Source organism: Pseudarthrobacter sp. B4EP4b (assembly GCF_006680095.1).
Lineage (GTDB): Bacteria > Actinomycetota > Actinomycetes > Actinomycetales > Micrococcaceae > Arthrobacter.
This window is the reverse complement of record NZ_VHIJ01000025.1, coordinates 12,417-35,793: the sequence shown is the minus strand read 5'-3', so window position 1 is coordinate 35,793 and position 23,377 is coordinate 12,417. Positions and strand designations below refer to the sequence as shown.

The following is a 23,377-nucleotide window of genomic DNA, read 5'->3' as shown; positions in this document are numbered from 1 at the left end:
GGGCAGCTGCTACCTAACAGCTTCTACCTAACAGCTTCTACCTAACGAGGCACGGCCGCTTCGGGTCGAAGGACCAGCCGTCGATGTAGTACTGCATGCCCACGCTGTCGTCGCGGGCGTCGAGGCCGTGCTGCAGGTACAGCTGGTGGGCCTTGTCCAGGGCTTCGCGGTCCAGTTCGATTCCCAGGCCGGGAGCGTCGGGAACCTCGATCGCGCCACCTTTGATCTGCAGCGGCTCCTTCGTGAGGCCCTGGCCGTCCTGCCAGATCCAGTGGGTGTCCAGCGCCGTGATCTCACCCGGGGCTGCTGCCCCGGTGTGGGTGAACATCGCCAGCGAGATGTCGAAGTGGTTGTTCGAGTGCGAGCCCCACGTGAGGCCGAACTCGTGGCACATCTGGGCCACCCGGACCGAGCCGTGCATGGTCCAGAAGTGCGGATCCGCGAGCGGGATGTCCACTGCGTTGCTGCGGATGGCGTGCGACATCTCGCGCCAGTCCGTGGCGATCATGTTGGTGGCCGTTTTCAGTCCGGTGGCCCGGCGGAATTCGGCCATTACCTCGCGGCCGGAGAAGCGGCCCTCGGCACCGCACGGGTCCTCGGCGTAGGCAACGACGCCCTGCATCCGCTTGCCCAGCCGGATGGCTTCGTCCAGGAGCCAGCCGCCGTTGGGGTCCAGGGTAACCCGGGCTTCGGGGAAGCGCTTGGCCAGGGCGGTCACAACGTCCACTTCGTCGTCCCCGGACAGCACGCCGCCCTTGAGCTTGAAGTCGCTGAAGCCGTAGCGCTCCTGCGCCGCTTCTGCCAGCGCGACGACGGCGTCCGGGGTCATTGCCTCCTGGCGCCGAAGTTTCTCCCAGCGGTCAGCCGGGGCGTCCTCCACAAGGTAGGGCAGGTCGGTGCGGGCGTGGTCGCCAACGAAGAACAGGTAGCCGAGCATCGGCACGGAGGTCCGCTGCTGCCCGTCGCCGAGGAGTTCGGCCACGGGAACGCCGAGGAACTGGCCGTGCAGGTCCAGCAGCGCCGCTTCCACCGCCGTCACCGCATGCACTGTGGTGCGCAGGTCGAAGGTCTGCAGGCCGCGGCCGCCGGCGTCGCGGTCCGCGAACTCGGACGCAACCTCGCGCAGGAGCGAGCGGTAGCGGGCCACCGGCTTGCCCTTGATCAGGGCGCCGGCTTCCTCGATGGTGGTGCGGATCTTCTCGCCGCCGGGAACCTCGCCCAGGCCGGTGCGGCCCTCCGAGTCGGTAATGATCACAACGTTGCGGGTAAAGAAGGGGCCGTGCGCGCCGCTGAGGTTCATCAGCATGCTGTCATGGCCTGCAACCGGCACTACTTCAACGGCGGCAATGATGGGCTGGTTGCTCATGCACCCACCTCGGCCTTCTCCGCAGCAGCGACTGTTTCGCCGTCGATGCGCCGGTTCAGGTGCCAGGGGTTGTTGTCCTTCAGTGCTTCGGGGAGGAGTTCCTGGGGGAGGTTCTGGTAGGCGACGGGGCGGAGGAAGCGGTTGATGGCGAGGGTCCCCACGGAGGTGGTGCGGGAGTCGGAGGTGGCGGGGAAGGGGCCGCCGTGGACCATGGCGTGGCCTACTTCGACGCCGGTGGGCCAGCCGTTGACGATGATGCGGCCCACCTTTTGTTCGAGGACGGGCAGGAGGCGTGCCGCGGTCGGGTAGTCCTGTTCGGTGAGTTGCAGGGAGGCGGTGAGCTGGCCTTCGATGCGGCGGGTGGCCTGGAGGAGGTCCTCGATGGAGGAATAGCGGATTACCAGGGATGCTGCGCCGAAGATTTCCTCGTGCAGGACGGGGTTGGTGGTGAATTCGGTGACGCCGGTGCCGAAGATGGCCGGGGCCGGTGCGTTTTCGGTGGGGCCGGGGGTGCCTTGGCCGATGAGCTGGACGCCGTTGGCGCTGCCGAGGTTTTCGGTGCCGTTGTTCCAGGAGGTGGCGATGCCTTCGGTGAGCATGGTCTGCCCGGCGCAGGCGGAAACGGCGCGGCCGACGGCGGCTGCGAGTTTGTCCCCTGCCTCGCCTGCGGGGGCGAAGAGCAGGCCGGGGGAGGTGCAGAGCTGGCCGGAACTGCCGGTGACGGCGGTGACGTACTGCCGGGCGAGGGCGTCAATGTCTTCGGCGGTGCCGTTCAGGGCGCCTTCGAAGACGAAGACGGGGTTCAGGGAGGACATTTCGGCGTAGACCGGGATGGGTTCCGGGCGGTTGGCGGCGGTGCGCATGAGGGCGGTGCCGGCGGCCTGGGAGCCGGTGAAGCCGACGGCCTTGATGTTGGGGTCGGCCACGAGGGCCTGGCCGATGCTGGCGCCGGGGCCGTAGATCAGGGAGAACACACCCGGGTGCAGGCCCAGGTCCTTGACGGCCTTGGTGACGGCCTGACCGACGAGTTCGCTGGTGCCTGGGTGGGCGTTGTGGGCTTTGAAGACGACGGGGCAGCCGGCGGCGAGGGCGGAGGCCGTGTCACCCCCGGCGGTGGAGAAGGCCAGCGGGAAGTTGCTGGCGCCGAATACTGCGACGGGGCCGAGCGGGATCTGGCGCTGGCGGATGTCGGCCCGGGGCAGGGGAGTACGGTCCGGGATGGCGGGATCGATGCGGACGCCGCGGAAGTCGCCCTGCCGGACCACATTTGCGAAGAGGCGCAGCTGGCCGGTGGTGCGGGCTCGCTCGCCCTGGAGCCGGGCTGCGGGCAGGCCGGTTTCCTGGCCGGCGCGGGTGATGAGTTCCTCGCCGATGGCTTCGATGTTGTCCGCGATGGCTTCGAGGAAGCCGGCGTGGGTTTCGGGGTCAAGGGTGCTGAAGGAGGGGAAGGCTTCGGCAGCGGCGGCAGTGGCTGCCTTGAGCTGGTCCTCAGTGAGCAGCGTGTAGGTGGGGTCCAGGGCCTGGTTGGTGGCCGGGTTGAGACCGAAGGTGGTCTTGCCTTCGCCAACGGTGGGCTGCCCGGCAATAAGGGAATGTCCGGTAAGGGTCATGTGCTTTTCTCCTGTGTCTGCGGTGACGGCTAGGAAACGGTGGCGATCAGGGCTTTGAGGTCGGCGAGGTCCTGTTCGGCAAGGTTCTGCAGTGGCGGGCGCACGGGGCCGGCGGAGCGGCCGATAGCGTCCAGCCCGGCCTTGACGATGGATACCGAATAGCCTTTCACACGGTCGCGGATGTCCAGGTAGGGGATGACGAAGTCGTTCAGCTTCCTGTTGACGGCAACGCGGTCCTGGTTGCGCACGTCCTGGTAAAAGTCCAGCGCGAACTGCGGCACAAAGTTGTACATGGCGCTGGAGTAGGTGCTCATGCCGAGCTGCAGCAGAGGCAGGGCGAAAGTTTCAGCCGTGGGCAGGCCGCCGAGGTAGAACAGCCGGTCGCCGAGCTTGGCGTACACGCGGGCATCGTGCTCGAGGTCGCCCACGCCGTCCTTGAATCCGATCAGGTTCGTGTGCCGTTCAGCCAGGGTGGCCACCGTGGTGTCCTTGTAGATGGCATTGGCGCGGTTGTAGATGATGACGCCCAGGGATGTGGCGCTGCAGACGGCGCTCACGTGCTCGATCAGTCCGCCCTGGTCAGCCTCGGTCAGGTACGGCGGCAGCAGGAGGATGCCCTCAGCGCCGGCGGCCTCTGCTGCCTTGGCGTTCTCAATGGCCTGGGCGGTGGATCCGCCGGCGGAAGCGAGGACAGGGACGCGGCTGCCCACTTCGTCCACTGCGGTGCGGACCACGCGCTCGGATTCTGCCGGTGTCAGCGAGAAGCCTTCGCCGGTGCCGCCGGCCGCGAACAGGCCGGCAACGGGGAAGCTGGCCTGCCACGCGAGGTGCTTGCGGTAGTTTTCTTCATCGAACTGCAGCTGCGCGTCGAAGGCGGTAACGGGGAAGGAGAGCAGGCCTTCCTTGAGTGTGTCCGCCAGTTCCTGGGGTGAATGCTTTGCCACGGTGTGGTCCTCCGGTATGTGCGCCGCGGGCGGCGAAGGTGATGATTCCCTCCCAGCCTAGGAGCGCGTCTAATGCCTGTCTAAGTGCATTTTTATATGTATTGATACCTTCGGAGCATGATCCAGGACCTACTCCATCGAGAATTCGAGATCCTCCAGCAGACGTGCCAGCGCGGGATTGGTGATCCTTCGATTCCAGAGGGCGTGCAGTTCCACCTGTTCCCCCCTGCCTGCTTCCAGCGGCAGGAACTCCACCCCTTTGATGCCCAGCATGGTGGCGGAGTGGGGCACGAAGGCCAGCCCGCGTTTAGCGGCAACGAGCGAGACCATGGTGAGGATCTGGCTGACCGTGTGCACCACGTTCGTGTGCCGGATGGGCAGCATGCTGACCACGAGGTCATAGAAGTAGCGGGCCTGCGTGGGGGAGTGCATGATCAAGGGCTCGTCGCTGAAGTCCGCTGCGGTGATGTCCCGGCCGAGCAGGGTCAGGCGGTGCCCGGACGGAACGGCCAGCACCATGGATTCCCGGTAGAGCAGATGGGAATCGAAGGTTTCGCTGTCGAAGGGCGGGCGGGCGAAGCCAAGGTCGAGTTCACCGGTCAGCAGGCCGTTGAGCTGCTCACGGGTCACCAGTTCCTGAAGGTCGATATCCACGTCCGGCATGAGGCTCGAAACCTCTTCCAGTAACGGGCCCAGGATGCTGAAGCCGCTGGCCGCGGTGAAGCCGATGCGCAGCACGCCGGAACGTCCCGACGCGATCCGCCGTGCCGTCACCGGTGCACGCTCCGCCAGTGCCATGAGCCGGCGGGCTTCCTCAAGGAACATCCGGCCCGCCGAGGTGAGCTCCACCCGCCTGTTGTCCCGCTCCAGGAGCTCGGCACCGACGATCTTTTCCAGTTTCTGGATCTGCCGGCTCAAAGGAGGCTGCGTCATGTTCAGGCGCTCGGCAGCCCTCCCAAAGTGGAGCTCCTCTGCGACGGCGATGAATCCGGCCAGCTGGTCAAACGTAAACATGATGCCTTCCGGGTATCAGGTGATGCAGATTTGGGCTTAGACAGGCATCATAACCCGTCCCTAAACTCGTTCGAGCAAGCCGAAGTGATTCGGTTCACAGCACCGTCCGGGAGCATCCCGGAGTTTTTATGAGGAGTCCCAATGAAGCACTTCCCCACACGCCGCTCAGTCCTCGGCGCGGCTTCGGCCATCACGCTGCTGGCCCTGACAGCCTGCGGCAACGTCGCCGGCGGCCAGTCCAAAACGGCTGAATACCCTTCCGGGCCCATCAACCTCACGGTAGGCCAGGCGGCCGGCGGCAGCACGGACCTCATCGCCCGCGCCCTGGCCGAAGGCGCCTCGAAAACCCTTGGCAAGCCGGTGCCGGTCGTCAACAAGCCCGGTGCCAACGGCGCCCTCGCCACAAAGGAAGTTGCCGGCAAGCCCGCCGACGGGCAGGAACTGGTCCTGCTGACCGCTTCGCTGATCACCATCACGCCGCTGGCTGTCTCCGCCGACGAAGCTGTCAATATCGACGACCTCGACATCATCGCCGGCCTGTCCCAGGATGACTACGTCCTGGTAGCCAGCCCCGGCTCCGGCTTCAAGTCCTTCAAGGACGTCACCGATGCCGGCCGCAACGTAACGTTCGGCACCACAGGTGTGGGCACGGGAAGCCAGCTGGCCCAGACCGTCCTCTTCAAGCAGGCCAACGTCACCGGCACCGATATCCCGTTCGACAGCGGCAAGCCGGCACTGACGGCGGCGCTGGGCAACCAGGTGGAGCTCGCCACCATCCAGCTGGGCGAGGCCATGCCGCAGATCAAGGCGGGCAAGGTGTCCCCGCTGCTGGTCTTCTCGGAGGAGCGCAACAGCTTCCTGCCGGAGACCCCCACTGCCAAGGAAGCAGGATATGACGTTCCTGTGGCCCAGTACCGCGCGGTCGCCGCTCCCAAGGGAACGCCGCAGGAGGTCAAGGACAAGCTGTACGGGGCATTCCAGGAGACCTTCAAATCGGACGCCTACAAGGAGTTCAACGAGAAGAACATGCTGACGCCAAAGGAAATCTCCGGCGAGGAAGTGGTCACCGAATGGAAGGGCTACGCAGCAAAGTACAAGGAACTGGTGGAGAAGTATGACATCAGCCTGAGCGGAAATAAGTGATTCCTGTGAAAGGAACCCATGCAGTGGAGCCTGCCGGAGGAAGCAGCACGGCTGCATCCTCCGGCGGCACCGCCCCCCGCGCATCGGAGGACGGCCAGTCCGAACCCGTTGACGAACTGACGCCGGAGCAGCTGGCCGCCCAATGGGAGGAGGAGAAGCCCCCGGCGGCGGGTCCCTTGGCCAACATGGCCTCGTCCCTGGTGGTCCTCGGTGTGGGGATCGGCGCCGTCGTCCTGTCCATCTCCATGGGACTTGGCACACCGTCCAGCCCGCAGCCTGGCCTTTGGCCGTTCGTCATCAGCTGCGTGATGGCCGCCCTGGGCCTGTTCCAGCTCATCCTGGGCAGGCACAACCGTGACGCCGAAAAGTTCACGCGCATGTCACTTGCCCCGCTCACCGGACTGGTGACGCTGGCAGCCATGGTGGCACTGATGCCGCTGATCGGGTTCGAGATTCCTGCCCTGGTGCTGTGCATCATCTGGATGCGCTTCCTGGGCGGCGAAACCTGGCGCTCCACGCTGCTGGTCAGCGCCATCGTCGTCGCGGCGTTCTACGGCATCTTTGTCCTTGCGCTCGGCACGTCCATCCCCCACCTTTTCTAGGAGACCTCCGTGGATTTTCTGAATCCCGTCATTAACGGTTTTGCGGTGGTCCTGGAGCCTACCAACCTCCTCTACTGCCTGATCGGCGTCGTCATCGGCATGCTGATCGGTGTGCTGCCCGGCTTGGGGCCCGCGGCAACCATCGCGATCCTTCTTCCGCTGACCTATAACGTGGAGCCGGTCACCGCCATCATCATGCTCGCCGGCATTTTCTACGGCGCCCAGTATGGGGGCACCATCACCTCGGTGCTGCTCCGGCTTCCCGGCGAAGCCTCCTCCGTGGTGACCGTCTTTGACGGCTACCAGATGGCCCGGCAGGGCAAGGCCGGTACCGCCCTGGGCCTTGCCTCCATCGGTTCCTTCATCGGCGGCACGGCGGCCATCATCGGCCTGACCTTCCTGGCGCCCATCGTTGCCGGTTTCGCGCTGGATTTCGGGCCGCCGGAGTACACCGCCCTGGCGCTGCTGGGCATCCTCCTGGTGGCCACCATCAGCAGCGGCGCGAAAGCCAAGGCACTCATAGCCGCGGCCCTTGGCCTGCTGCTCGCCACCGTCGGCCGGGACATTTTCACCGGCGAAAGCCGTTTTACGTTCGGCAGCCTGCAACTGGCCGACGGCATCGACTTCGTGCCGATTGCCATGGGCATCTTCGGGCTGGGTGAGATCCTCTACAACCTGGAGGAACGGCACCGGGCCGCGAAGGCGCCGTCGAAAGTGGCCAACGTCTGGCCTTCCCGCGGCGATCTCAGGCAGGCCTCGGGCGCCATCGGCCGCGGCTCTGTCCTGGGCTTTTTCCTCGGCATTCTTCCAGGCGGCGGTGCCACTATCGCCTCCATGGCTTCCTACGCCATGGAGAAGAAGCGCGCCAAGCAGCCCGAGCGGTTCGGCAAGGGAGCGCCGGAAGGCGTGGCCGGCCCGGAAACGGCCAACAACGCCGCCGCCACTTCATCGTTCATCCCCCTGCTGACGCTGGGCATCCCGGCCAACGCCACCATGGCGCTGATGTTCGGCGCGTTGCTGATCCAGGGCGTAACCCCCGGCCCGCAGCTGGTGGAGCAGAACCCGGAGCTGTTTTGGGGCGTAGTGAACTCCATGTACATCGGCAACATCCTGCTGCTGATCATGAGCCTGCCGCTGGTGGGAATCTTTGTCCGGATCCTGCGGGTCCGTGCGGCCATCCTGGCGCCGGTCACTGCCCTGATCACGCTGCTGGGTGCCTACACCATCAACAACAGCATGTTCGATGTGACGCTCGTGGTGGTCTTCGGCATCATCGGGTACCTCATGAAGAAGTTCGGGTTCGAACCCGGGCCCCTGGTTCTGGCCTTTGTGCTGGGCGAACTGCTCGAAAGCTCCATGCGGCGTTCACTGCTGGTCTTCGGCGGCGACCCGCTGGGCTTCTTTGGCCGGCCCATTTCAGCCACGTTGCTCGTTGTTTTTGTCCTGGTGGCAGTACTGCCGGTCATCCGGACTTCCATCGCCAAGCGCAAGCCGCCCGTCGCTGCACCAGCAGCGCGGCAGGACATCAAGGAGAAAGTATGAGCATCGTCGTCGGATTCGTCCCCACGCCGGCAGGAGAAGCCGCCCTTACGGCCGGCATCGCCGAAGCCCGGCTGCGGAACGAGGACCTCCTGATCGTCAACTCCGCCAGGGAAGGCGCACTGGTGGACAAGTCCGTGGCGCCCGAGGAGCTCCTGGCGCAGGCCGCCCGCCGCGCCACCGAGGCAGGGGTTAAGGCGAGCGTCATCCAGCCGCCCTACCAGCATGACCTCGCGGATGAATTCCTGGACGTGGCCAGGGACGCTGATGCTTCCTTGATCGTCATCGGGCTTCGGCACCGCACCCAGGTGGGAAAGTTCATCCTGGGCAGCCACGCCCAGCGCATCCTCATGCAGGCAGACCGGCCGGTCCTGGCCGTCAAAGCCGACGGCGGAAACTTCTAGCAGAGAGTCCTTTGGAGAGGCGCATGTACGTTCACAAACCAGCCCACCGGGGAACGGTAAACGCGGCGCCGCCCGTTCCTGACTGGTCCAGGCTCTGCCGCAACGACCATGTGGAGCTCCATGCCGCCGGCCGTGCCCCGGTGTCCGGAATTATCGACATGATTGCCGCAGACCGAAGCGTCTTCTGGATCATCCGGGACGATGGGGCCGGCAGGACCATGCTGTGCTGCGGTGACGACGTGACGGTGGTCAAGATTGCGTCAGCCAACCCCCTGGCGGGGCGAACCCGCGCGGCAGCCTGAAGGACGCCGCATCTGGCGCGGCAAGGGCATGCAAGGCCGGGGATCCCAGAGGGTTCCCGGCCTTCCGCCGTCTGGGGGACAGGAGACGGTCTTCGGTGCCACCTTCACGAGGACCGGGGGTGGACATGTTCGGCGAGGGCGTCCAGGACCTGGACCTGGCCCTTCACCAGCTTGAGCCTTGCCTCTGGCTCCGCAAACCAGCGCGCGTCGTCAATTTCGGGAAAGTGCTGGATCCGGCCTGAACCCTTGGGCCACTCCATTGGGAAGGTATTGCTCTCGATGCGTTCCGGCTGGAAGTCCTGTTCGGCCGCGTAAACGGTGATGATCTTGCCGGAGGGCTGGCGGAATTCGCCGAGGTGTTCGTAGTCAGCAGCCGGTGCGGGTGTTCCCATTTCCTCGGCGAACTCCCGGATGGCGGCCGCCAGGGGATCCTCGTCCTCCGTGTACTCGCCCTTGGGAATGGACCAGGCGTGCGCGTCCTTTCGGGCCCAGAACGGACCGCCCATGTGGGCAATCCACACCTGCAGCTCGGCGGAAACACCAGGTGCGCTGCCTGGCTGTTGACCGGTGGCGGGCCCCGGCGTCGCGCCCATCCTGTACAGGAGGATTCCTGCGCTTCGGACCGGCATGTGTCCTCCATTTCCAGCAACAAACGAAAAGAAGCGAATTCGCCGTCCAGTGTTAACCGGCAGTTCACGGCCCTGCTTTAGGTTATTCCTTCAGGCACTTTCCTCGAAGGGACCGGTCATGGCCAATATTGCTGAGGTTTTGGGACGGCTTACGCCGGAAGAACTTGATGAGCTTCGCAGCCTTGGTCCGCAGGGCCACCTCCCGCGCCACCTGGTTGAGGCACTGGACCGCGCGGCCGGGGGCCCCGGTTCGGGCCGCGGCTATTACGTGCCCAACGGAAATGTCAGTGCCACCGGCGGCCCGCTGCTGGTGCTGCGCAGCGACGTTTCCGGCTGGCTCCTCAACTCCCACCGGGACGACCCCGACGCCTTGCCGCAACACGGCCAGCACTGAACGCGGCAGAAGGCGCCGGCGGGCCTGTCAATCAGCAGGCACCGGCCAGGCAGCGGCGTCAGCCAATCAATCGGACCAGCCGATCAACCGGTTTGCCAACCGGCCTGCCAATCAGCAGGCGCTAGCCGATCAACAGGCTCAGGGCTTCCGTCAGGTGCTCCACTTCCCGGACCGAAAAACCGGCCGGGACGGGCCCGGGGCCGGCATGGCTTGCCGGGACCACGGCATGGGTAAACCCCAACCGGTGGGCCTCCTGGATCCGCTGGTTGATGCCCGGAACCGGGCGGACTTCGCCGGCGAGTCCCACTTCGCCGAAAGCAATCAAGCGGATCGGGAGGGGTTTGCGCGCCTTGGCCGAGGCCACGGCGAGGGCGACCGCTAGATCCGTGGCGGGTTCGCTCAGCTTCACCCCGCCCACCGTGGCCACGTAGGAGTCGTCCTTGTGCAGCAGTGTCCCCGCGCGCTGCTGCAGCACCGCCAGCAGCATGGAGACCCGGGAACTGTCCAGGCCGCTGGTAGCCCGGCGCGGCTGCGAGTTGGGGCTCTCGGCCAGCAGCGACTGCACCTCGGCCAGCAGTGGGCGCCGGCCCTCCATGGTCACGGTGATGCAGGTGCCCGAGACCGGTTCCTTGGTGCGGCTGACAAACAGCCCGCCGGGATCTGCGAGGCCTTCGATGCCGTTCTCGTTCAGGTCGAAGCAGCCCACATCGTCGGTAGGCCCGTAGCGGTTCTTAACGGCGCGGAGCAGCCGCAGGCGCGAATGCCGTTCGCCCTCGAACTGGCACACCACATCCACCAGGTGCTCCAGCAGCCGGGGCCCGGCGATGGAACCGTCCTTGGTCACGTGGCCCACCAGCAAGGTGGTCATGTTCCGCCGTTTCGCCGCGGCAATAATGGATGCCGCGACCTCCCGCACCTGCGAAACACCGCCCGCGCTGCCGTCAACGTCCGCGCTGCTGAGGGTCTGGACCGAGTCCACGATCAGGAGCCGCGGCTCGATCTTCTCCACTTGCCCCAAGGCCTGGCCCAGGTCCGTTTCGGCTGACAGATAAAGCGACTCCGCGACGGCGTCGATCCGTTCCGCGCGCAGCTTCACCTGCGCCGCGGACTCCTCGCCCGTTACGTACAGGACGTCCTGCGCCGTGCGGGCGAATTTCGCAGCGACGTCCAGGAGCAGCGTGGATTTTCCGACGCCGGGTTCGCCTGCCAGCAGGATCACCGCGCCCGGGACCAGGCCCCCGCCCAGCACTCGGTCCAGTTCGTCCACGCCCGTGGGCAGGAAAGCGGCCGTGGTGGCGTCTACCTCGGCAATCCGGCGGGCCGGCTCGAGGACTGTTGTGGCCGCCGTCGTACGTGCAACCGCGGTGCCCGTCTCCTCCACGGTGCCCCACGCCTGGCACTCGCCGCAGCGACCCACCCATTTCACGGTGGTCCAGCCGCATTCGGCGCATTTGTAGGCGGGCGCCTTGGCGGCCCGGGAAGTCTTTGTTGCCATGCGTCCAACCCTAATGGCGGCCACCGACAATCCCCGCCCGCACCCTAACCTCGCACGCTCGGCCAGGGAACCCTGCGGGCGTGGGCCCACCGCCGCGCCCTAACCTCGCACGCTCGGCCAGGGAACCCTGCGGGCGTGGGCCCACCGCCGCGCCCTAACCTCGCACGGCCACACCGGCTCCCCACCCTCGCAAGCTCGGGTCGGGGCCCTCGCCGGAGCGGATCCACGGCCAGGGAACCCTGCGGGCGTGGGCCCACCGCCCGCACCCTAATCTCGCGCCAACAGGGCCCGAGAGAGCGCTCTCTTGACAGTGATCTGCGCCACCTCTACAGTTGAGGAACTTGCCAGAGAGCGCTCTCTCAGCGCCGGTAGTTCCCCCACAAAGGAGTGACCTTGAAATTCGCACGACGTACCGCGGCCGCAATTGCGGGCGCAGCGGCCCTGGCCCTGATGGCCACCGGCTGCAGCAGCAGCAAAGAACAGGCAGCAAGCGCAGACAACCCCGTGGAACTCACGGTCACCACTTTCGGAACCTTCGGTTACGACGATCTCTACGGTGAATACGAGCAGGCCAACCCCGGAATCAAGATCAAGGCCACGAACATCGACCGCGGAGCCAACGCCCGCACCGACGCGTTCACGAAACTTGCTGCCGGCTCCGGCCTCAGCGACGTGGTGGCCATCGAGGAAGGCTGGCTCGGATCCATCATGGAAGTTTCTGACCAGTTCGTGGACCTGAACGAGCATGGGGCTGCGGACATCAAGGACAACTGGGTGGACTGGAAGTTCAAACAGGGCACAGATCCGGACGGCCGCGTCATTGGCTATGGAACAGATATTGGACCGCAGGGCCTTTGCTACAACGGGAAACTGTTTGAGGCTGCCGGCCTGCCGAAGGACCGCGAATCGGTAGCGAAGCTGTTCGGCGGCGAGGACGCCACGTGGGAGACCTACTTCAAGCTCGGCGAGCAGTACAAGGCGGCCACCGGCAAGGCCTGGTATGACCAGTCCGGCTTCGTCTGGAACTCCATGGTGAACCAGATGGAGGAGGGGTACTACACCAAGGACGGAAAGCTGAACATTGACGGCAACGCGGAGATGAAAGCCAAATTCGAGTTGCTGGCGGCCGGAACGGCGGCGGGTCTGTCCGCCAACCAGACCCAGTTTGACTGGGGCACCGGCAAGGCATTCACTGACGGCTCCTTCGCCACCTTCGTCTGCCCTGGCTGGATGCTCGGCACCATCAAGGGCCAGCTTGAATCGGCAGGCGGCGGCGCGGACAGCGGCTGGGACTTCGCCGATGTCTTCCCGGGCGGGGCCTCGAACTGGGGCGGCGCTTTCCTCTCAGTGCCCAAGACCTCCAAACATCCGGCAGAAGCTGCAAAGCTCGCCGCCTGGCTGACTGCGCCTGAGCAGCAGGTCAAGCAGTCGGCCGCGGCCAACAACTTCCCCAGCACGCTTAAGGCACAGGAGAAGCTCGTGGCGGACGCCACCCCCAACGTGCTGTTCAACAACGCCCCCACCGGCGTTATCCTCGCCAACCGCGCCAAGGGAGTGGTGGCCCAGTTCAAGGGACCGGACGATTCCGTCATCCAGGAGAACGTGTTTGGCCCGGCCCTGAAAATGCTCGACGGCGGCACGGCCAACGCCGACAAGGCCTGGTCCGAAGCGCTGACCCTCCTCAACGACCTGGTCGTAAACAACTAGCACCACCCGCTGCGGGGCCTTCCGGAAGGGAGGCCCCCCGATGGAGGGCAAGAGCCCATGACAACCACCCTGAACCGGGCCGCCAAACCCGCGGCCATCAAACCGAAACCCACCTGGAAGCAGCGGCTGAACGTCTTCGACGTCAAAGCATCGCCCTACCTCTACGTCGCCCCGTTCTTTATCCTCTTCGCCCTCGTCGGGCTCTTTCCCCTGGTCTACACCTTCGTGGTGAGCCTCTTCGACTGGCACCTGCTCAAGGGCCAGGGGGACTTCGTTGGGCTGCAAAACTTCGTGGAAGTCCTGCAGGACCGTTTCTTCTGGAACTCCCTGTTCAACACGGTGAGCATCTTCCTGCTCTCCGCCATTCCGCAGCTCGCCATCGCGCTCTTCCTGGCGGCGATGCTTGACCAGAACCTCCGGGCAAGGACCTTCTGGCGGATGAGCGTCCTCCTGCCCTACATAGTGACGCCGGTGGCAGTGGCCATGATCTTCACCAACATGTTCGGTGAGCAGTACGGCCTGATCAACAACGTCCTGGGCAATATCGGCCTGGACCCCGTGATGTGGAAAAGCGAAACCCTGCCCAGCCACATCGCCATCGCCACCATGGTGAACTGGCGCTGGACCGGCTACAACGCGCTGATCCTGCTTGCCGCAATGCAGGCCGTTCCCCGCGACCTCTACGAGTCCGCCGCCCTGGACGGGGCCGGAGCGGTACGCCGGTTCTTCAGCATCACCCTGCCCAGCATCCGTCCCACCATGGTGTTTGTGGTCATTACGTCCACCATCGGCGGCCTGCAGATCTTCACCGAGCCGCGCCTGTTCGATCCCGCTACCGCAGGCGGATCACAGCGGCAATTCCAGACCACCGTGCTGTACCTCTGGGAAATGGCCTTCCAGCGCCAGAACTTCGGCAAGGCATCAACGATCGCCTGGCTCCTTTTCCTGATCATCGTGCTGTTCGGTCTGGTCAACTACCTCATCTCCCGGCGGATCGCCACCGCAGACGCCACCAAACCCTCCCGGGCTGCCCGGCGCGCCGAAAGGACCACGCGATGAGCACCATCGAAGGGGCAGCCCCGGCACCCCCTGAATCCCGCACTTCCGGAACGACTGCGCCAGGCCCCTCCACCCGACCCCGCAAGCGCTTCTTCGGTTCCGGAGAAAAACCCGGCTTCCTGACTTACGGACTGCTCCTGGCGTTCCTGCTGTCCTCGGCCTACCCGCTGTGGTGGTCCGCCGTAATCGGCAGCCGTTCCAATGAGGCCCTGAGTGAAACCTGGCCGCCACTGCTTCCGGGTGGAAACTTCTGGACCAACGTGGGTGAAGTCTTCGACACCATTCCCTTCTGGCTCGCCCTGGGCAACAGCGTGCTGATTTCCTGCATCATCACCGTTTCGGTGGTGGGCTTCTCCACCCTGGCCGGCTACGCGTTCGCCAAGCTCCGCTTCAAGGGCCGGGACGGGCTCATGCTGATGGTGGTGGCCACCATGGCCATCCCCACCCAGCTCGGAATCATCCCGCTCTTTATGGTGATGCGCACCCTGGGCTGGACAGGCGAAATCGGCGCCGTGGTGGTGCCCACCCTGGTAACGGCGTTCGGTGTCTTCTTTATGCGGCAGTACCTGGTGGACGTCATCCCGGACGAACTCATCGAGTCCGCCAGGATGGACGGGGCCAGCATGATTTCGACGTTCCGGCACGTCGCCATCCCCGCCGCGCGGCCCGCCATGGCCATCCTGGGCCTCTTCACCTTTATGACGGCCTGGACTGATTTCCTCTGGCCCCTTCTGGTGCTCGACGCCGGCAACCCCACCTTGCAGACGGCGCTCAGCCAGCTGCAGTCAGCCCGCTACGTGGACTACTCCGTGGTCCTCGCCGGCGCCGTGCTGGCAACCCTCCCGCTGCTGGTGCTGTTTGTACTCGCAGGGAAACAACTCATCTCAGGAATCATGCAAGGAGCAGTGAAGGGCTGAATGCAGCACTCAACATATAAGCGGCAATGGCCCGAGGGCTTCCTGTGGGGATCGGCGACGGCGGCCGCCCAGGTAGAGGGCGCCGGCCACGAAGGCGGCAAGGAAGATTCCATTTGGGACCACTTCGCCAGGATCCCCGGCGCCATCGCCAACGGTGACACCCTCGAGCAGGCAGTGGACCACTATCACCGGATGCCCCAGGACGTCCGGCTGATGAAGGAACTCGGACTGGATTCCTACCGGTTCTCCACCAGCTGGGCGCGGGTCCGTCCTGGAGACAGGACCGCGAACCGCGAGGGCCTGGACTTCTACTCCCGGCTGGTGGACGAGTTGCTCGAAGCGGGCATCCTGCCCTGGCTCACCCTCTACCACTGGGACCTGCCGCAAGCACTTGAGGAGAAGGGCGGGTGGGCCAACCGGGACACTGCGTACCGGTTCGTTGAGTACGCAGACGACGTGTATTCGGCGCTGGGGGACCGGGTCCGCCACTGGACCACGTTCAACGAACCCTTCTGTTCGTCGCTGTTGGGCTACGGGGCGGGCGTGCACGCGCCCGGCCGCCAGGAACCTGCGGCAGCCATCGCCGCCGTGCACCACCAGCACCTGGCCCACGGTCTGGCAGTCAATGCGCTGCGAAGCCGTGGAGCGGAGCAGCTGGGCATCACCCTTAATCTGAGCAATTCGATTCCGCGGGACAGCCAGGACCCGGTGGACCTTGACGCCGCCCGCCGGTTCGACTCCCTGCAGAACCGGATTTTCCTGGACCCCGTCCTGCGGGGGAGCTACCCGGAGGATTCGTTGCGGGACCTGGCACCCTTCGGCCTGCAGGAGGTGATCCGCCCGGGCGATCTCGAAATCATCAGCGCGCCCCTGGACTTCCTGGGCGTGAACCACTACCACGATGACCTCATCAGCGGCCACGCCGACGCCGCCGGGAGCGACGGCCACTCCGGCGGAGCCGAACGTCCCACCGCCTCACCTTGGATCGGTTCCGAGGACATCGCGTTCCCCAGCCGGGGGCTGCCGAGGACAGCAATGCGCTGGGAAGTGAACCCGGAGGGCCTGCGCACGCTGCTGGTCCGGCTGGGCGAGGAGTATCCATCCTTGCCGCCGCTGTACATCACCGAGAACGGCGCCGCCTACGAGGACACGGTGGATGCCGGCGGCGCAGTGCACGACGAGGACCGGACCCGGTTCATCCTGGACCATGTGGCCGCCGTCGGCCAAGCCATAGACCAGGGTGCGGACGTCCGCGGCTACTTCGTCTGGTCCCTGCTGGACAACTTCGAATGGTCGTGGGGGTATGGAAAACGTTTCGGGATTGTCCGAGTGGATTACGGCAGCTTCGAGCGCACCGTCAAGGACAGCGGGAAGGCCTACGCCGGGTTAATTGCCGCGGCGAAGCGGAACATTCCACGCCCCGCTGTTTCCCTGCCCGCCTAAACTGAAATCCCCGGCCCAGTGCCAGCTAGATCACGGAGCGAAGATTGTGAAGCAAGACCCCAGCGCAAGCAGGCCGGCGCCCACCCTTGAGATGGTGGCAGCGCTGGCCGGCGTTTCCCGCGCCACCGTCTCGCGGGTGGTTAATGATGTGCCGAGCGTGGATGAGGACATCGCTGCCAAGGTGCGGCAGGCCATTCGCGCCGTCAATTACACTCCCAACCGGGCAGCCCGTACCCTGGCCAGCAGGAAGCCCAACTCCGTGACCCTTATCGTGCCGGAGTCCACGTCCAAGGTCTTCGCGGACCCGTTCTTTGCCTCAGTGGTGGAGGGCGTGGCCCTGTATCTGGCAGACACGGACTACACACTGAACATGGTGATTGCTTCCGAGGCCAAGCCGGAAAAGACCCGGGCTTTCCTGCTCGGCGGAAGCGTGGCAGGGGCCCTGGTGGTGTCCCATCATGCGGGGGACACGTCCTGGACGCACCTGGGCGACTACATCCCCATGGTGTTCGCAGGCCGGCCCCTGCGCGAAAGCGGCAGCTACTACGTGGACGTTGACAACGAGGCCGCAGCCGCAGGGGCAACCCGGCTGCTGATCGAACGGGGACGGAGCAACATCGCCACCATCGCAGGCCCCCAGGACATGCCGCCGGGCATTGACCGCGTCAACGGTTGGCGAAAAGCCCTGGCGGAAGCGGGGCTGGATGATTCCATGGTGGAGTACGGGGACTTCACCCTCGCCTCCGGAGCCAAAGCGATGCGGCGCCTGCTGGGCAGCGGGCGGCCGGTGGACGGACTGTTCGTCGCCAATGACCAGATGGCCGCCGGGGCCTACACGGTCCTGCAGGAACGCGGGATCCGGATACCCGAGGACGTCGCCGTGGTGGGGTTCGACGACGACTCGTTCGCAGTTTCCGTGGACCCGCAGCTCACCACGGTGCATCACCCGATCATCGACATGGGAAAGAAAATGGCGGAAATCCTGGTGAACCTGATTGAGGGGAAGGACCCGGACCGGGTGACACAGATCCCCACGTCACTCGTGGTGCGCGGGTCCGCCTGATGGGCGCCGAGGAGGAAGGTTCCGGCCACAGTGGGCGCCTCCTGCGGTGGGGTGTTGTGGCCACCGGCCGGATCGCCCACCGCGTAACCCGCGACCTCGCCTGCCTTGAGGATGCCACGCTGTATGCGGTGAGTTCGCGGAGAGAGGGCTCCGCCCGGGGCTTCGCTGAGCAGCATGGCTTTGCCGTCAGCTACCACGACACACCCACCGCAACCGGCTACCAACAGCTGTTCGCCGATCCTTTGGTGGACGTGGTGTACGTGGCCACGCCGCACGCCCAGCACTTCGAAGTTGCCCTTGCCGCCCTCGACGCCGGCAAACATGTCTTGTGCGAAAAGCCCCTCACCATCAACGCCCGTGAGGCCCGCGAACTGACCGCGCTGGCGGGGGATCGGGGAGTGTTCCTGATGGAGGCGGTGTGGACCCGTTTCCTGCCGGCTACCCGCCGCGCCCTTGAGCTGGCCGGCAGCGGGGCGATCGGCACGGTCCGCTGGGTCCAGGCGGACCTGGGCTTTCCGGCTGTGTACGATCCCGCCGACAGGCTGTGGGATCCGGCTGCCGGCGGCGGCGCCCTCCTGGACCTCGCGGTGTACCCGCTGACCTGGGCCGTGGCTGCCCTCGGATTTCCCACCAGGCTCACCGCCACGGGGCACCTGAACCGGGACGGCGTGGACGTGCAGAACACGCTCACGCTCGAATATCCGGAAGGCGCCGCAGCCCAGCTGACCTCCTCACTCTCGTCGGCCGGCCCGGGCATGGCAACACTTAGCGGGACCGCCGGCTGGATCAGGACTGGCTCCCCGCTGTACAGCCCGAAAAGCCTCGAAATCTGCGGCCTGGACGGCCGTATCCGGGTTGAGGAATTTCCAGAGGAGACCGAGGGCTTCATCCACGAACTGCGTGAAACGGCACGGTGCATCCGCGCCGGTCTCGAGGAGAGTCCGCTGATGCCTTGGGCCGAAACCGTGCAGATGATGCAGCTGCTGGACGAAGCACGGCAGCAACTGGGGCTGCACTACCCCAACGACGTTTAGTTTCGGCAGGGCTCAACCATCGGAGCTAAAGCGCCGGGAGCACGTCCCGCGCCTCACGCGCGTCCATCCCCGTGGCCTCCAGGAGGTCCACCATCAGGGGCCGGTAGAGCATCACCACCGTTTCGCCTTCGAGCCGCTGCACTTCAAGCAGCTTCGGGTGCAGCCGCAGGGCAATCTCGCTCAGGTCCCGCCGGGCCGTGCGCAGGTGGGCGCGGCGGACGCCGTCGTGCGTTTCCGCCAGGCCCAGCGACAGCTCATCAATGGCGGCAGCGGTCTCCTGCAGCACTTCTGCGATGTTCTCCGTTGCCTCGTCCGAGAGCGCCGCGTGATTGATGGCGCTCGTCAGCCGGCGGGCGAAAACCCGGCTGTTCCGCAAAGCCAGATCAATAAAGTCCAGTGACACTTTCAGCTGGTCCAGCTCCTCCCGGTGCCGCCGGTAGGCGGGCGCAAGCCTGGCCACCTCCCCGGAAGAGCGCAGGGACTGGCGCATCGCGTCCACCAGCGGCTGGCAGTTCCGGCCCCGGATGAGCGCGTGCCATGCCTGCGTGGAGTCGCTGTCGGCCAAGGCGTCGGCACACTCGCGCAGCACCTCCGCCAGTTCGTGCAGCAGCTTCTGCACGTCCTTGCGTGGCTCCCGCCGAGGGTCCTTGGGGATCAGGATGGTCACCAGCAGAGCGCACAGGCCGCCCACCACGGCGTCGATACTCCGGGTGAAAGGCCCGCCGGCCGGCGCCGGGAGCAGCACCACCAGCAACGACTGAAGCCCCAGCTGCGTGGTAAAGATGGTGCCGCTGTCCAGGAAGCGGGCCAGCAGGATGGAGAAGAGCAGCACGACGGCGGCCTGCCAGATTCCGCTGCCCAGCCAGTGCAGGAGCAGGTCGCCCACGGCGATGCCGATGGTGCAGCCCAGTCCCACCTCCACCACCCGCCGCAGCCGCGGTTCGCGCGAGAAGCCCAGGGCGATCAGGGAGGAGGTGGCGGCGAACAAGGGCCCGGAATGGCCCAGCACGTACTCGGCGAAGGCATAGGCGCCCACTGCGCACAGGGTCATCTGGATGGCAGGAACCAGCGAATTCCGGCTCCGGATCAACCCGGTGCGGATACGGCCGTGCAGGAAACGCCTGCCCGCTGAGAGTCCTGCTGCCGAAGCCATGACGTCCAGTCTATTTGCTGCCCGTGTTTTATTTTTGCTGCCGCGCACTACGGCCGCAGATGTGATCTGCGCAATGGGAACCCGGCACTTGTCAGCAAATATCCCGCCGTCGTTAATATTCCGTTCACTTTGGACAGCCCATCCCGTTACCTGCGGCCCTTAACTTCGATGAAGGTACAAAACGTACGCATCGCGCTGCAGGGTTCTCCGCCCCTGTCCCGCAACTGAGAAACCCTGGAAGGGGTACACCTAGTGAAGGCACTTCGCTTCGGCCGCCACGCCGCTATTGCTGTTATCGCAGCCGGCGCACTCGCGCTCACCGCCTGCGGTTCAGACAACGCCACGGGCACCGCGCCCAGCGGCAACCAGACTTCAGCCGGGCCCAAGGTGACCGGCACGCTCACCGGCATCGGCGCGTCCTCCACCACCGCGGCCATGGACGCGTGGAAGGCCGGCTTCGCCTCGGCAAACCCCGGCGCCACCGTGCAGTACTCGCCGGACGGCTCCGGCGCCGGCCGCAAAGCCATCATCGACGGCTCGGCACAGTTTGCCGGTTCGGACGCGTACCTCAAGGACGAAGAACTTGAAGCCTCCAAGGCCAAGTGCGGCCCCGAAGGTGCTGTCAACATCCCGGTCTACATCTCCCCGATTGCCGTAGCCTTCAATCTCCCCGGCATCACCGAGCTGAAGCTGGACGCAGCCACCGTGGCCAAGATCTTCCGCGGCCAGATCACCACCTGGAACGATCCCGCCATCGCAGCCCTGAACGACGGCGTCACCCTGCCGGACCTCAAGGTCACCCCGGTGAACCGCTCGGACGACTCCGGCACCACCACCAACTTCACCGACTACCTGGCATCGGCAGCATCTGAGATCTGGACGGACAAGGCCGCCGGCGTCTGGCCTGCAAGCCTCCAGGGTGAGAACGCCAAGGGCACCTCCGGCGTGGTCAAGACCGTCACCGACACCCCCGGTGCCGTGACCTACGCTGACGACTCCGCCGTGGGCGGCAAGCTCGGCACCGCCTCCATCAAGGTGGGCGAAGACTTCGTGAAGATCTCCGCCGACGCCGCCGCCAAGGCAGTTGAAGCCGGCAAGCCCGTTGAAGGCCGCTCCGCCAACGACGGCGCCATCAAGCTGGACCGCAAGACCACCGCCTCCGGCGCCTACCCCGTGGTCCTGGTTTCCTACCACGTCGTTTGCACCACCTACGACAAGCAGGAAACCGTTGACCTGATCAAGGCCTTCGAGAACTACGTAGTGTCCGAGGAAGGCCAGCAGACGGCTGCGGATTCCGCCAAGTCCGCTCCGCTCTCCTCCACCCTCGCCGAGAAGGCAAAGGCGGCCATCGAGTCCGTCAAGGTCAAGTCCTAATTAGCGCACCAAATCCGGGTTCCCCGCCTGCCGGCAGGCAGTGCGGGGAACTTGGCATTGGATGCACGTTCTTCCAGTCTTTGAATAACCTCCACGATCGAAGGGCCGTCGAATGACCGCCACCCCCCTGACCAGCACCCAGGGCGCCGGCCGCGCCGGGGACAAAATCTTTTCGGGTGCCGCGCTGGCCGCCGGCTGCCTCATTCTCGCCGTCCTCTTCGGCGTCGCGCTCTTCCTGGTGGTCCAGGCCATCCCGGCGCTGACGGCACCTGCCGCCGAGATCCAGGGCGGTGCAGGCTTCTTCGCCTACATCTGGCCTATTGTGATCGGCACGCTCATCGCAGCAGTTATTGCGCTGGTGATTGCCACGCCCATCGCCATCGGCGTTGCCCTGTTTATCTCCCACTTCGCCCCGCGCGGACTCGCCGCCGGCCTGGGCTACGTGGTGGACCTGCTCGCCGCGATCCCCTCTGTGGTCTACGGCGCGTGGGGTGCAGCGTTCCTGGCCGGCCAAATCTCCCCGGCCTACAACTGGCTCGCCCAGAACATGGGCTGGCTGCCGATCTTCCAAGGCCCGGCCTCCGCCACCGGCAAAACCATCCTTACGGCAGGCATCGTCCTGGCCGTGATGGTGCTGCCCATCATCACCTCACTGTCCCGCGAAATCTTCCTGCAGACCCCCAAACTGCACGAGGAAGCCGCGCTCGCATTGGGTGCCACCCGCTGGGAAATGATCAAGATGTCCGTCCTGCCCTTTGCGCGGCCCGGCATCATCAGCGCCGTTATGCTCGGGCTCGGCCGCGCGCTCGGCGAAACCATGGCGGTGGCCCTCGTGCTGTCCTCCGGAGCCCTGACGGCCAGCCTGATCCAGTCCGGCAACCAGACCATCGCCGCGGAGATCGCCCTGAACTTCCCCGAGGCCAGCGGACTCAAGGTCAGCACGCTGATCGCCGCGGGCCTGGTCCTGTTCATCATCACCCTGGCCGTGAACATGATCGCGCGCTGGATCATCACCCGGCACAAAGAATTCTCGGGAGCCAACTAAATGACCTCCACCCTTACTCCCGTCCGCAGCAAGCGCTCGGCGCTCACCAAGGGCCAGCTGCCCAAGTACGCGCCCTACGTGGTCCTTGCCGCGGCCCTGATTCTCGGCGCGGCGGTCCTCGCGCTGGTGGGCTTTAACGCGTTCGGCTGGGGCGTGGTCTCCGCGATCCTGTTCGCCATTGGGCTCGTGTCCTGGAGTGCAGCGGTTGAAGGCTCCCGTAAGGCCAAGGACAAGCTGGCCACCTGCCTGGTGGTGGGGTCCTTCCTGGTTGCGCTGCTGCCGCTCGTCTCGGTCATCTGGACCGTGCTGGTCAACGGTATCCCCGGCCTCCTGACCCCGGGATTCCTCAGCAGCTCCATGAACGGCGTCACGGGAGTCTACGACAGGCGGGCCGTGGAGGAGGGCGCACCCGTCCTGGGCGGCATCTACCACGCGCTGCTGGGTACGGTGGAGATCACCCTGCTGGCCACCGTTATCTCCGTGCCGGTTGGCCTGCTGACCGCGATCTACCTGGTGGAATATGGCAGGGATGGCCGGCTCGCCCGCGCCATCACCTTCTTCGTTGACGTTATGACCGGCATCCCGTCCATCGTGGCCGGCCTCTTCGCGGCCGCCTTCTTCTTCGCGGTGGTGGGCCCGGGAACCAAGACAGGTGCCGTGGCCGCCGTCGCCCTTTCCGTGCTGATGATCCCCGTGGTGGTGCGGTCCAGCGAGGAAATGCTGAAGATCGTGCCCAACGAACTGCGTGAAGCGGCGTACGCGCTGGGCGTGCGCAAGTGGCGGACCATCGTCAAGGTGGTGATTCCGACGGCGATCTCCGGCATCGCTTCGGGCGTCACCCTGGCCATCGCCCGGGTTATCGGCGAGACGGCGCCCATCCTGGTCACCGCCGGCTTCGCCACCAGCATCAACTCCAACGTGTTCAGCGGCTGGATGGCATCGCTGCCCACGTTCATCTACACCCAGATCCTGAACCCAACGTCGCCGGCCAACCCGGACCCGTCCTCCCAGCGGGCCTGGGGCGCTGCCCTGGTGCTGATCATCCTGGTGATGATCCTCAACCTGGGCGCCCGGCTGATCGCCCGGGTCTTCGCCCCCAAAACGGGCCGCTGACCGCGGCTCCGGGCATGCGGCACCTAC

The 23,377-nt window shown here is 65.7% G+C and carries 22 protein-coding genes; 15 read left to right on the top strand and 7 right to left on the bottom strand.

Annotation, left to right across the window (positions count from 1 at the left end):
- Positions 1–37: 37 nt before the first annotated feature.
- The 4 genes from FNL14_RS09370 to FNL14_RS09355 all read right to left on the bottom strand — a co-directional run bounded on the left by FNL14_RS09370 (position 38) and on the right by FNL14_RS09355 (position 4,934).
- The gene (locus FNL14_RS09370) at positions 38–1,366 is read right to left on the bottom strand and encodes an enolase C-terminal domain-like protein (RefSeq protein WP_142059451.1); all 1,329 of its coding nucleotides are present in this window, start codon (positions 1,364–1,366) and stop codon (positions 38–40) included.
- Positions 1,363–2,976: an aldehyde dehydrogenase (NADP(+)) gene (locus FNL14_RS09365; RefSeq protein ID WP_142059449.1), complete on the bottom strand. Its 1,614-nt coding sequence runs from the start codon at positions 2,974–2,976 to the stop codon at positions 1,363–1,365. Before FNL14_RS09365 ends, FNL14_RS09370 begins: the two co-directional genes overlap by 4 nt.
- Before the next feature lie 29 nt (positions 2,977–3,005).
- Complete coding sequence (kdgD, locus tag FNL14_RS09360) at positions 3,006–3,920, bottom strand: 5-dehydro-4-deoxyglucarate dehydratase (protein WP_142059447.1); 915 nt, start codon at positions 3,918–3,920, stop codon at positions 3,006–3,008.
- A gap of 129 nt (positions 3,921–4,049) precedes the next feature.
- Positions 4,050–4,934, bottom strand: coding sequence for a LysR family transcriptional regulator (locus FNL14_RS09355; RefSeq protein WP_142059445.1), 885 nt, complete (start codon positions 4,932–4,934; stop codon positions 4,050–4,052).
- A gap of 141 nt (positions 4,935–5,075) precedes the next feature.
- On the opposite strand from FNL14_RS09355, the gene FNL14_RS09350 reads away from it, so the two are divergent.
- The 5 genes from FNL14_RS09350 to FNL14_RS09330 are packed head-to-tail and all read left to right on the top strand — an operon-like array spanning position 5,076 to position 8,924.
- On the top strand, positions 5,076–6,077 hold the full coding sequence (locus FNL14_RS09350; protein WP_142059443.1) for a tripartite tricarboxylate transporter substrate binding protein: 1,002 nt from the start codon (positions 5,076–5,078) through the stop codon (positions 6,075–6,077).
- A gap of 23 nt (positions 6,078–6,100) precedes the next feature.
- Positions 6,101–6,679 (top strand): tripartite tricarboxylate transporter TctB family protein, encoded by a 579-nt coding sequence (locus FNL14_RS09345; protein ID WP_370455841.1) that lies wholly within the window; start codon positions 6,101–6,103, stop codon positions 6,677–6,679.
- A gap of 9 nt (positions 6,680–6,688) precedes the next feature.
- Entirely contained in the window at positions 6,689–8,221 is a 1,533-nt protein-coding gene (locus FNL14_RS09340) for a tripartite tricarboxylate transporter permease (RefSeq protein WP_091420386.1), read from the top strand.
- Entirely contained in the window at positions 8,218–8,622 is a 405-nt protein-coding gene (locus FNL14_RS09335; RefSeq protein ID WP_091420388.1) for a universal stress protein, read from the top strand. The genes FNL14_RS09340 and FNL14_RS09335 overlap by 4 nt, the downstream gene beginning before the upstream one ends.
- Positions 8,623–8,645: 23 nt before the next feature.
- Positions 8,646–8,924, top strand: a complete 279-nt coding sequence (locus FNL14_RS09330; RefSeq protein WP_142059439.1) for a hypothetical protein — start codon at positions 8,646–8,648, stop codon at positions 8,922–8,924.
- A 104-nt stretch (positions 8,925–9,028) separates the two neighbouring features.
- Here the strand turns inward: FNL14_RS09330 and FNL14_RS09325 are convergent, their stop codons facing one another.
- Positions 9,029–9,553 carry an NUDIX domain-containing protein gene (locus FNL14_RS09325; protein WP_142059437.1) on the bottom strand — a complete coding sequence of 175 codons (525 nt, stop codon included), beginning with the start codon at positions 9,551–9,553 and terminating at the stop codon, positions 9,029–9,031.
- A gap of 118 nt (positions 9,554–9,671) precedes the next feature.
- Between FNL14_RS09325 and FNL14_RS09320 the strand changes: the two genes are divergently transcribed.
- Positions 9,672–9,947 (top strand): hypothetical protein, encoded by a 276-nt coding sequence (locus tag FNL14_RS09320; RefSeq protein ID WP_091420394.1) that lies wholly within the window; start codon positions 9,672–9,674, stop codon positions 9,945–9,947.
- A gap of 121 nt (positions 9,948–10,068) precedes the next feature.
- Here the strand turns inward: FNL14_RS09320 and radA are convergent, their stop codons facing one another.
- Positions 10,069–11,442 carry a DNA repair protein RadA gene (radA, locus tag FNL14_RS09315; RefSeq protein WP_142059435.1) on the bottom strand — a complete coding sequence of 458 codons (1,374 nt, stop codon included), beginning with the start codon at positions 11,440–11,442 and terminating at the stop codon, positions 10,069–10,071.
- Between the two features lie 450 nt (positions 11,443–11,892).
- Between radA and FNL14_RS09310 the strand changes: the two genes are divergently transcribed.
- Genes FNL14_RS09310 through FNL14_RS09285 form a run of 6 tightly spaced genes read left to right on the top strand, consistent with a single transcriptional unit; the run spans position 11,893 to position 18,665 of the window.
- The gene (locus FNL14_RS09310) at positions 11,893–13,149 is read left to right on the top strand and encodes an extracellular solute-binding protein (RefSeq protein WP_370455842.1); all 1,257 of its coding nucleotides are present in this window, start codon (positions 11,893–11,895) and stop codon (positions 13,147–13,149) included.
- Positions 13,150–13,206: 57 nt separating this feature from the next.
- Complete coding sequence (locus FNL14_RS09305; RefSeq protein ID WP_142059431.1) at positions 13,207–14,208, top strand: carbohydrate ABC transporter permease; 1,002 nt, start codon at positions 13,207–13,209, stop codon at positions 14,206–14,208.
- The gene (locus tag FNL14_RS09300; RefSeq protein ID WP_091420403.1) at positions 14,205–15,125 is read left to right on the top strand and encodes a carbohydrate ABC transporter permease; all 921 of its coding nucleotides are present in this window, start codon (positions 14,205–14,207) and stop codon (positions 15,123–15,125) included. The genes FNL14_RS09305 and FNL14_RS09300 overlap by 4 nt, the downstream gene beginning before the upstream one ends.
- Positions 15,126–16,568, top strand: coding sequence for a GH1 family beta-glucosidase (locus FNL14_RS09295; protein ID WP_142059429.1), 1,443 nt, complete (start codon positions 15,126–15,128; stop codon positions 16,566–16,568).
- A 46-nt stretch (positions 16,569–16,614) separates the two neighbouring features.
- Positions 16,615–17,631: a LacI family DNA-binding transcriptional regulator gene (locus FNL14_RS09290; protein WP_142059427.1), complete on the top strand. Its 1,017-nt coding sequence runs from the start codon at positions 16,615–16,617 to the stop codon at positions 17,629–17,631.
- Positions 17,631–18,665, top strand: a complete 1,035-nt coding sequence (locus tag FNL14_RS09285; protein WP_142059425.1) for a Gfo/Idh/MocA family protein — start codon at positions 17,631–17,633, stop codon at positions 18,663–18,665. The genes FNL14_RS09290 and FNL14_RS09285 overlap by 1 nt, the downstream gene beginning before the upstream one ends.
- A 25-nt stretch (positions 18,666–18,690) precedes the next feature.
- Here FNL14_RS09285 and FNL14_RS09280 read toward each other — a convergent pair whose 3' ends face one another.
- Positions 18,691–19,818, bottom strand: a complete 1,128-nt coding sequence (locus tag FNL14_RS09280; RefSeq protein WP_142059423.1) for an aromatic acid exporter family protein — start codon at positions 19,816–19,818, stop codon at positions 18,691–18,693.
- 252 nt (positions 19,819–20,070) lie between these two features.
- Here FNL14_RS09280 and pstS point away from each other — a divergent pair, with 252 nt between their 5' ends.
- From pstS to pstA, 3 genes are all read left to right on the top strand, one after another.
- Positions 20,071–21,192, top strand: a complete 1,122-nt coding sequence (gene pstS / locus FNL14_RS09275) for a phosphate ABC transporter substrate-binding protein PstS (RefSeq protein WP_142059421.1) — start codon at positions 20,071–20,073, stop codon at positions 21,190–21,192.
- Between the two features lie 112 nt (positions 21,193–21,304).
- Positions 21,305–22,237, top strand: coding sequence for a phosphate ABC transporter permease subunit PstC (gene pstC / locus FNL14_RS09270; protein WP_142059419.1), 933 nt, complete (start codon positions 21,305–21,307; stop codon positions 22,235–22,237).
- Complete coding sequence (gene pstA / locus FNL14_RS09265) at positions 22,238–23,350, top strand: phosphate ABC transporter permease PstA (protein ID WP_091420416.1); 1,113 nt, start codon at positions 22,238–22,240, stop codon at positions 23,348–23,350.
- Positions 23,351–23,377: the final 27 nt, after the last annotated feature.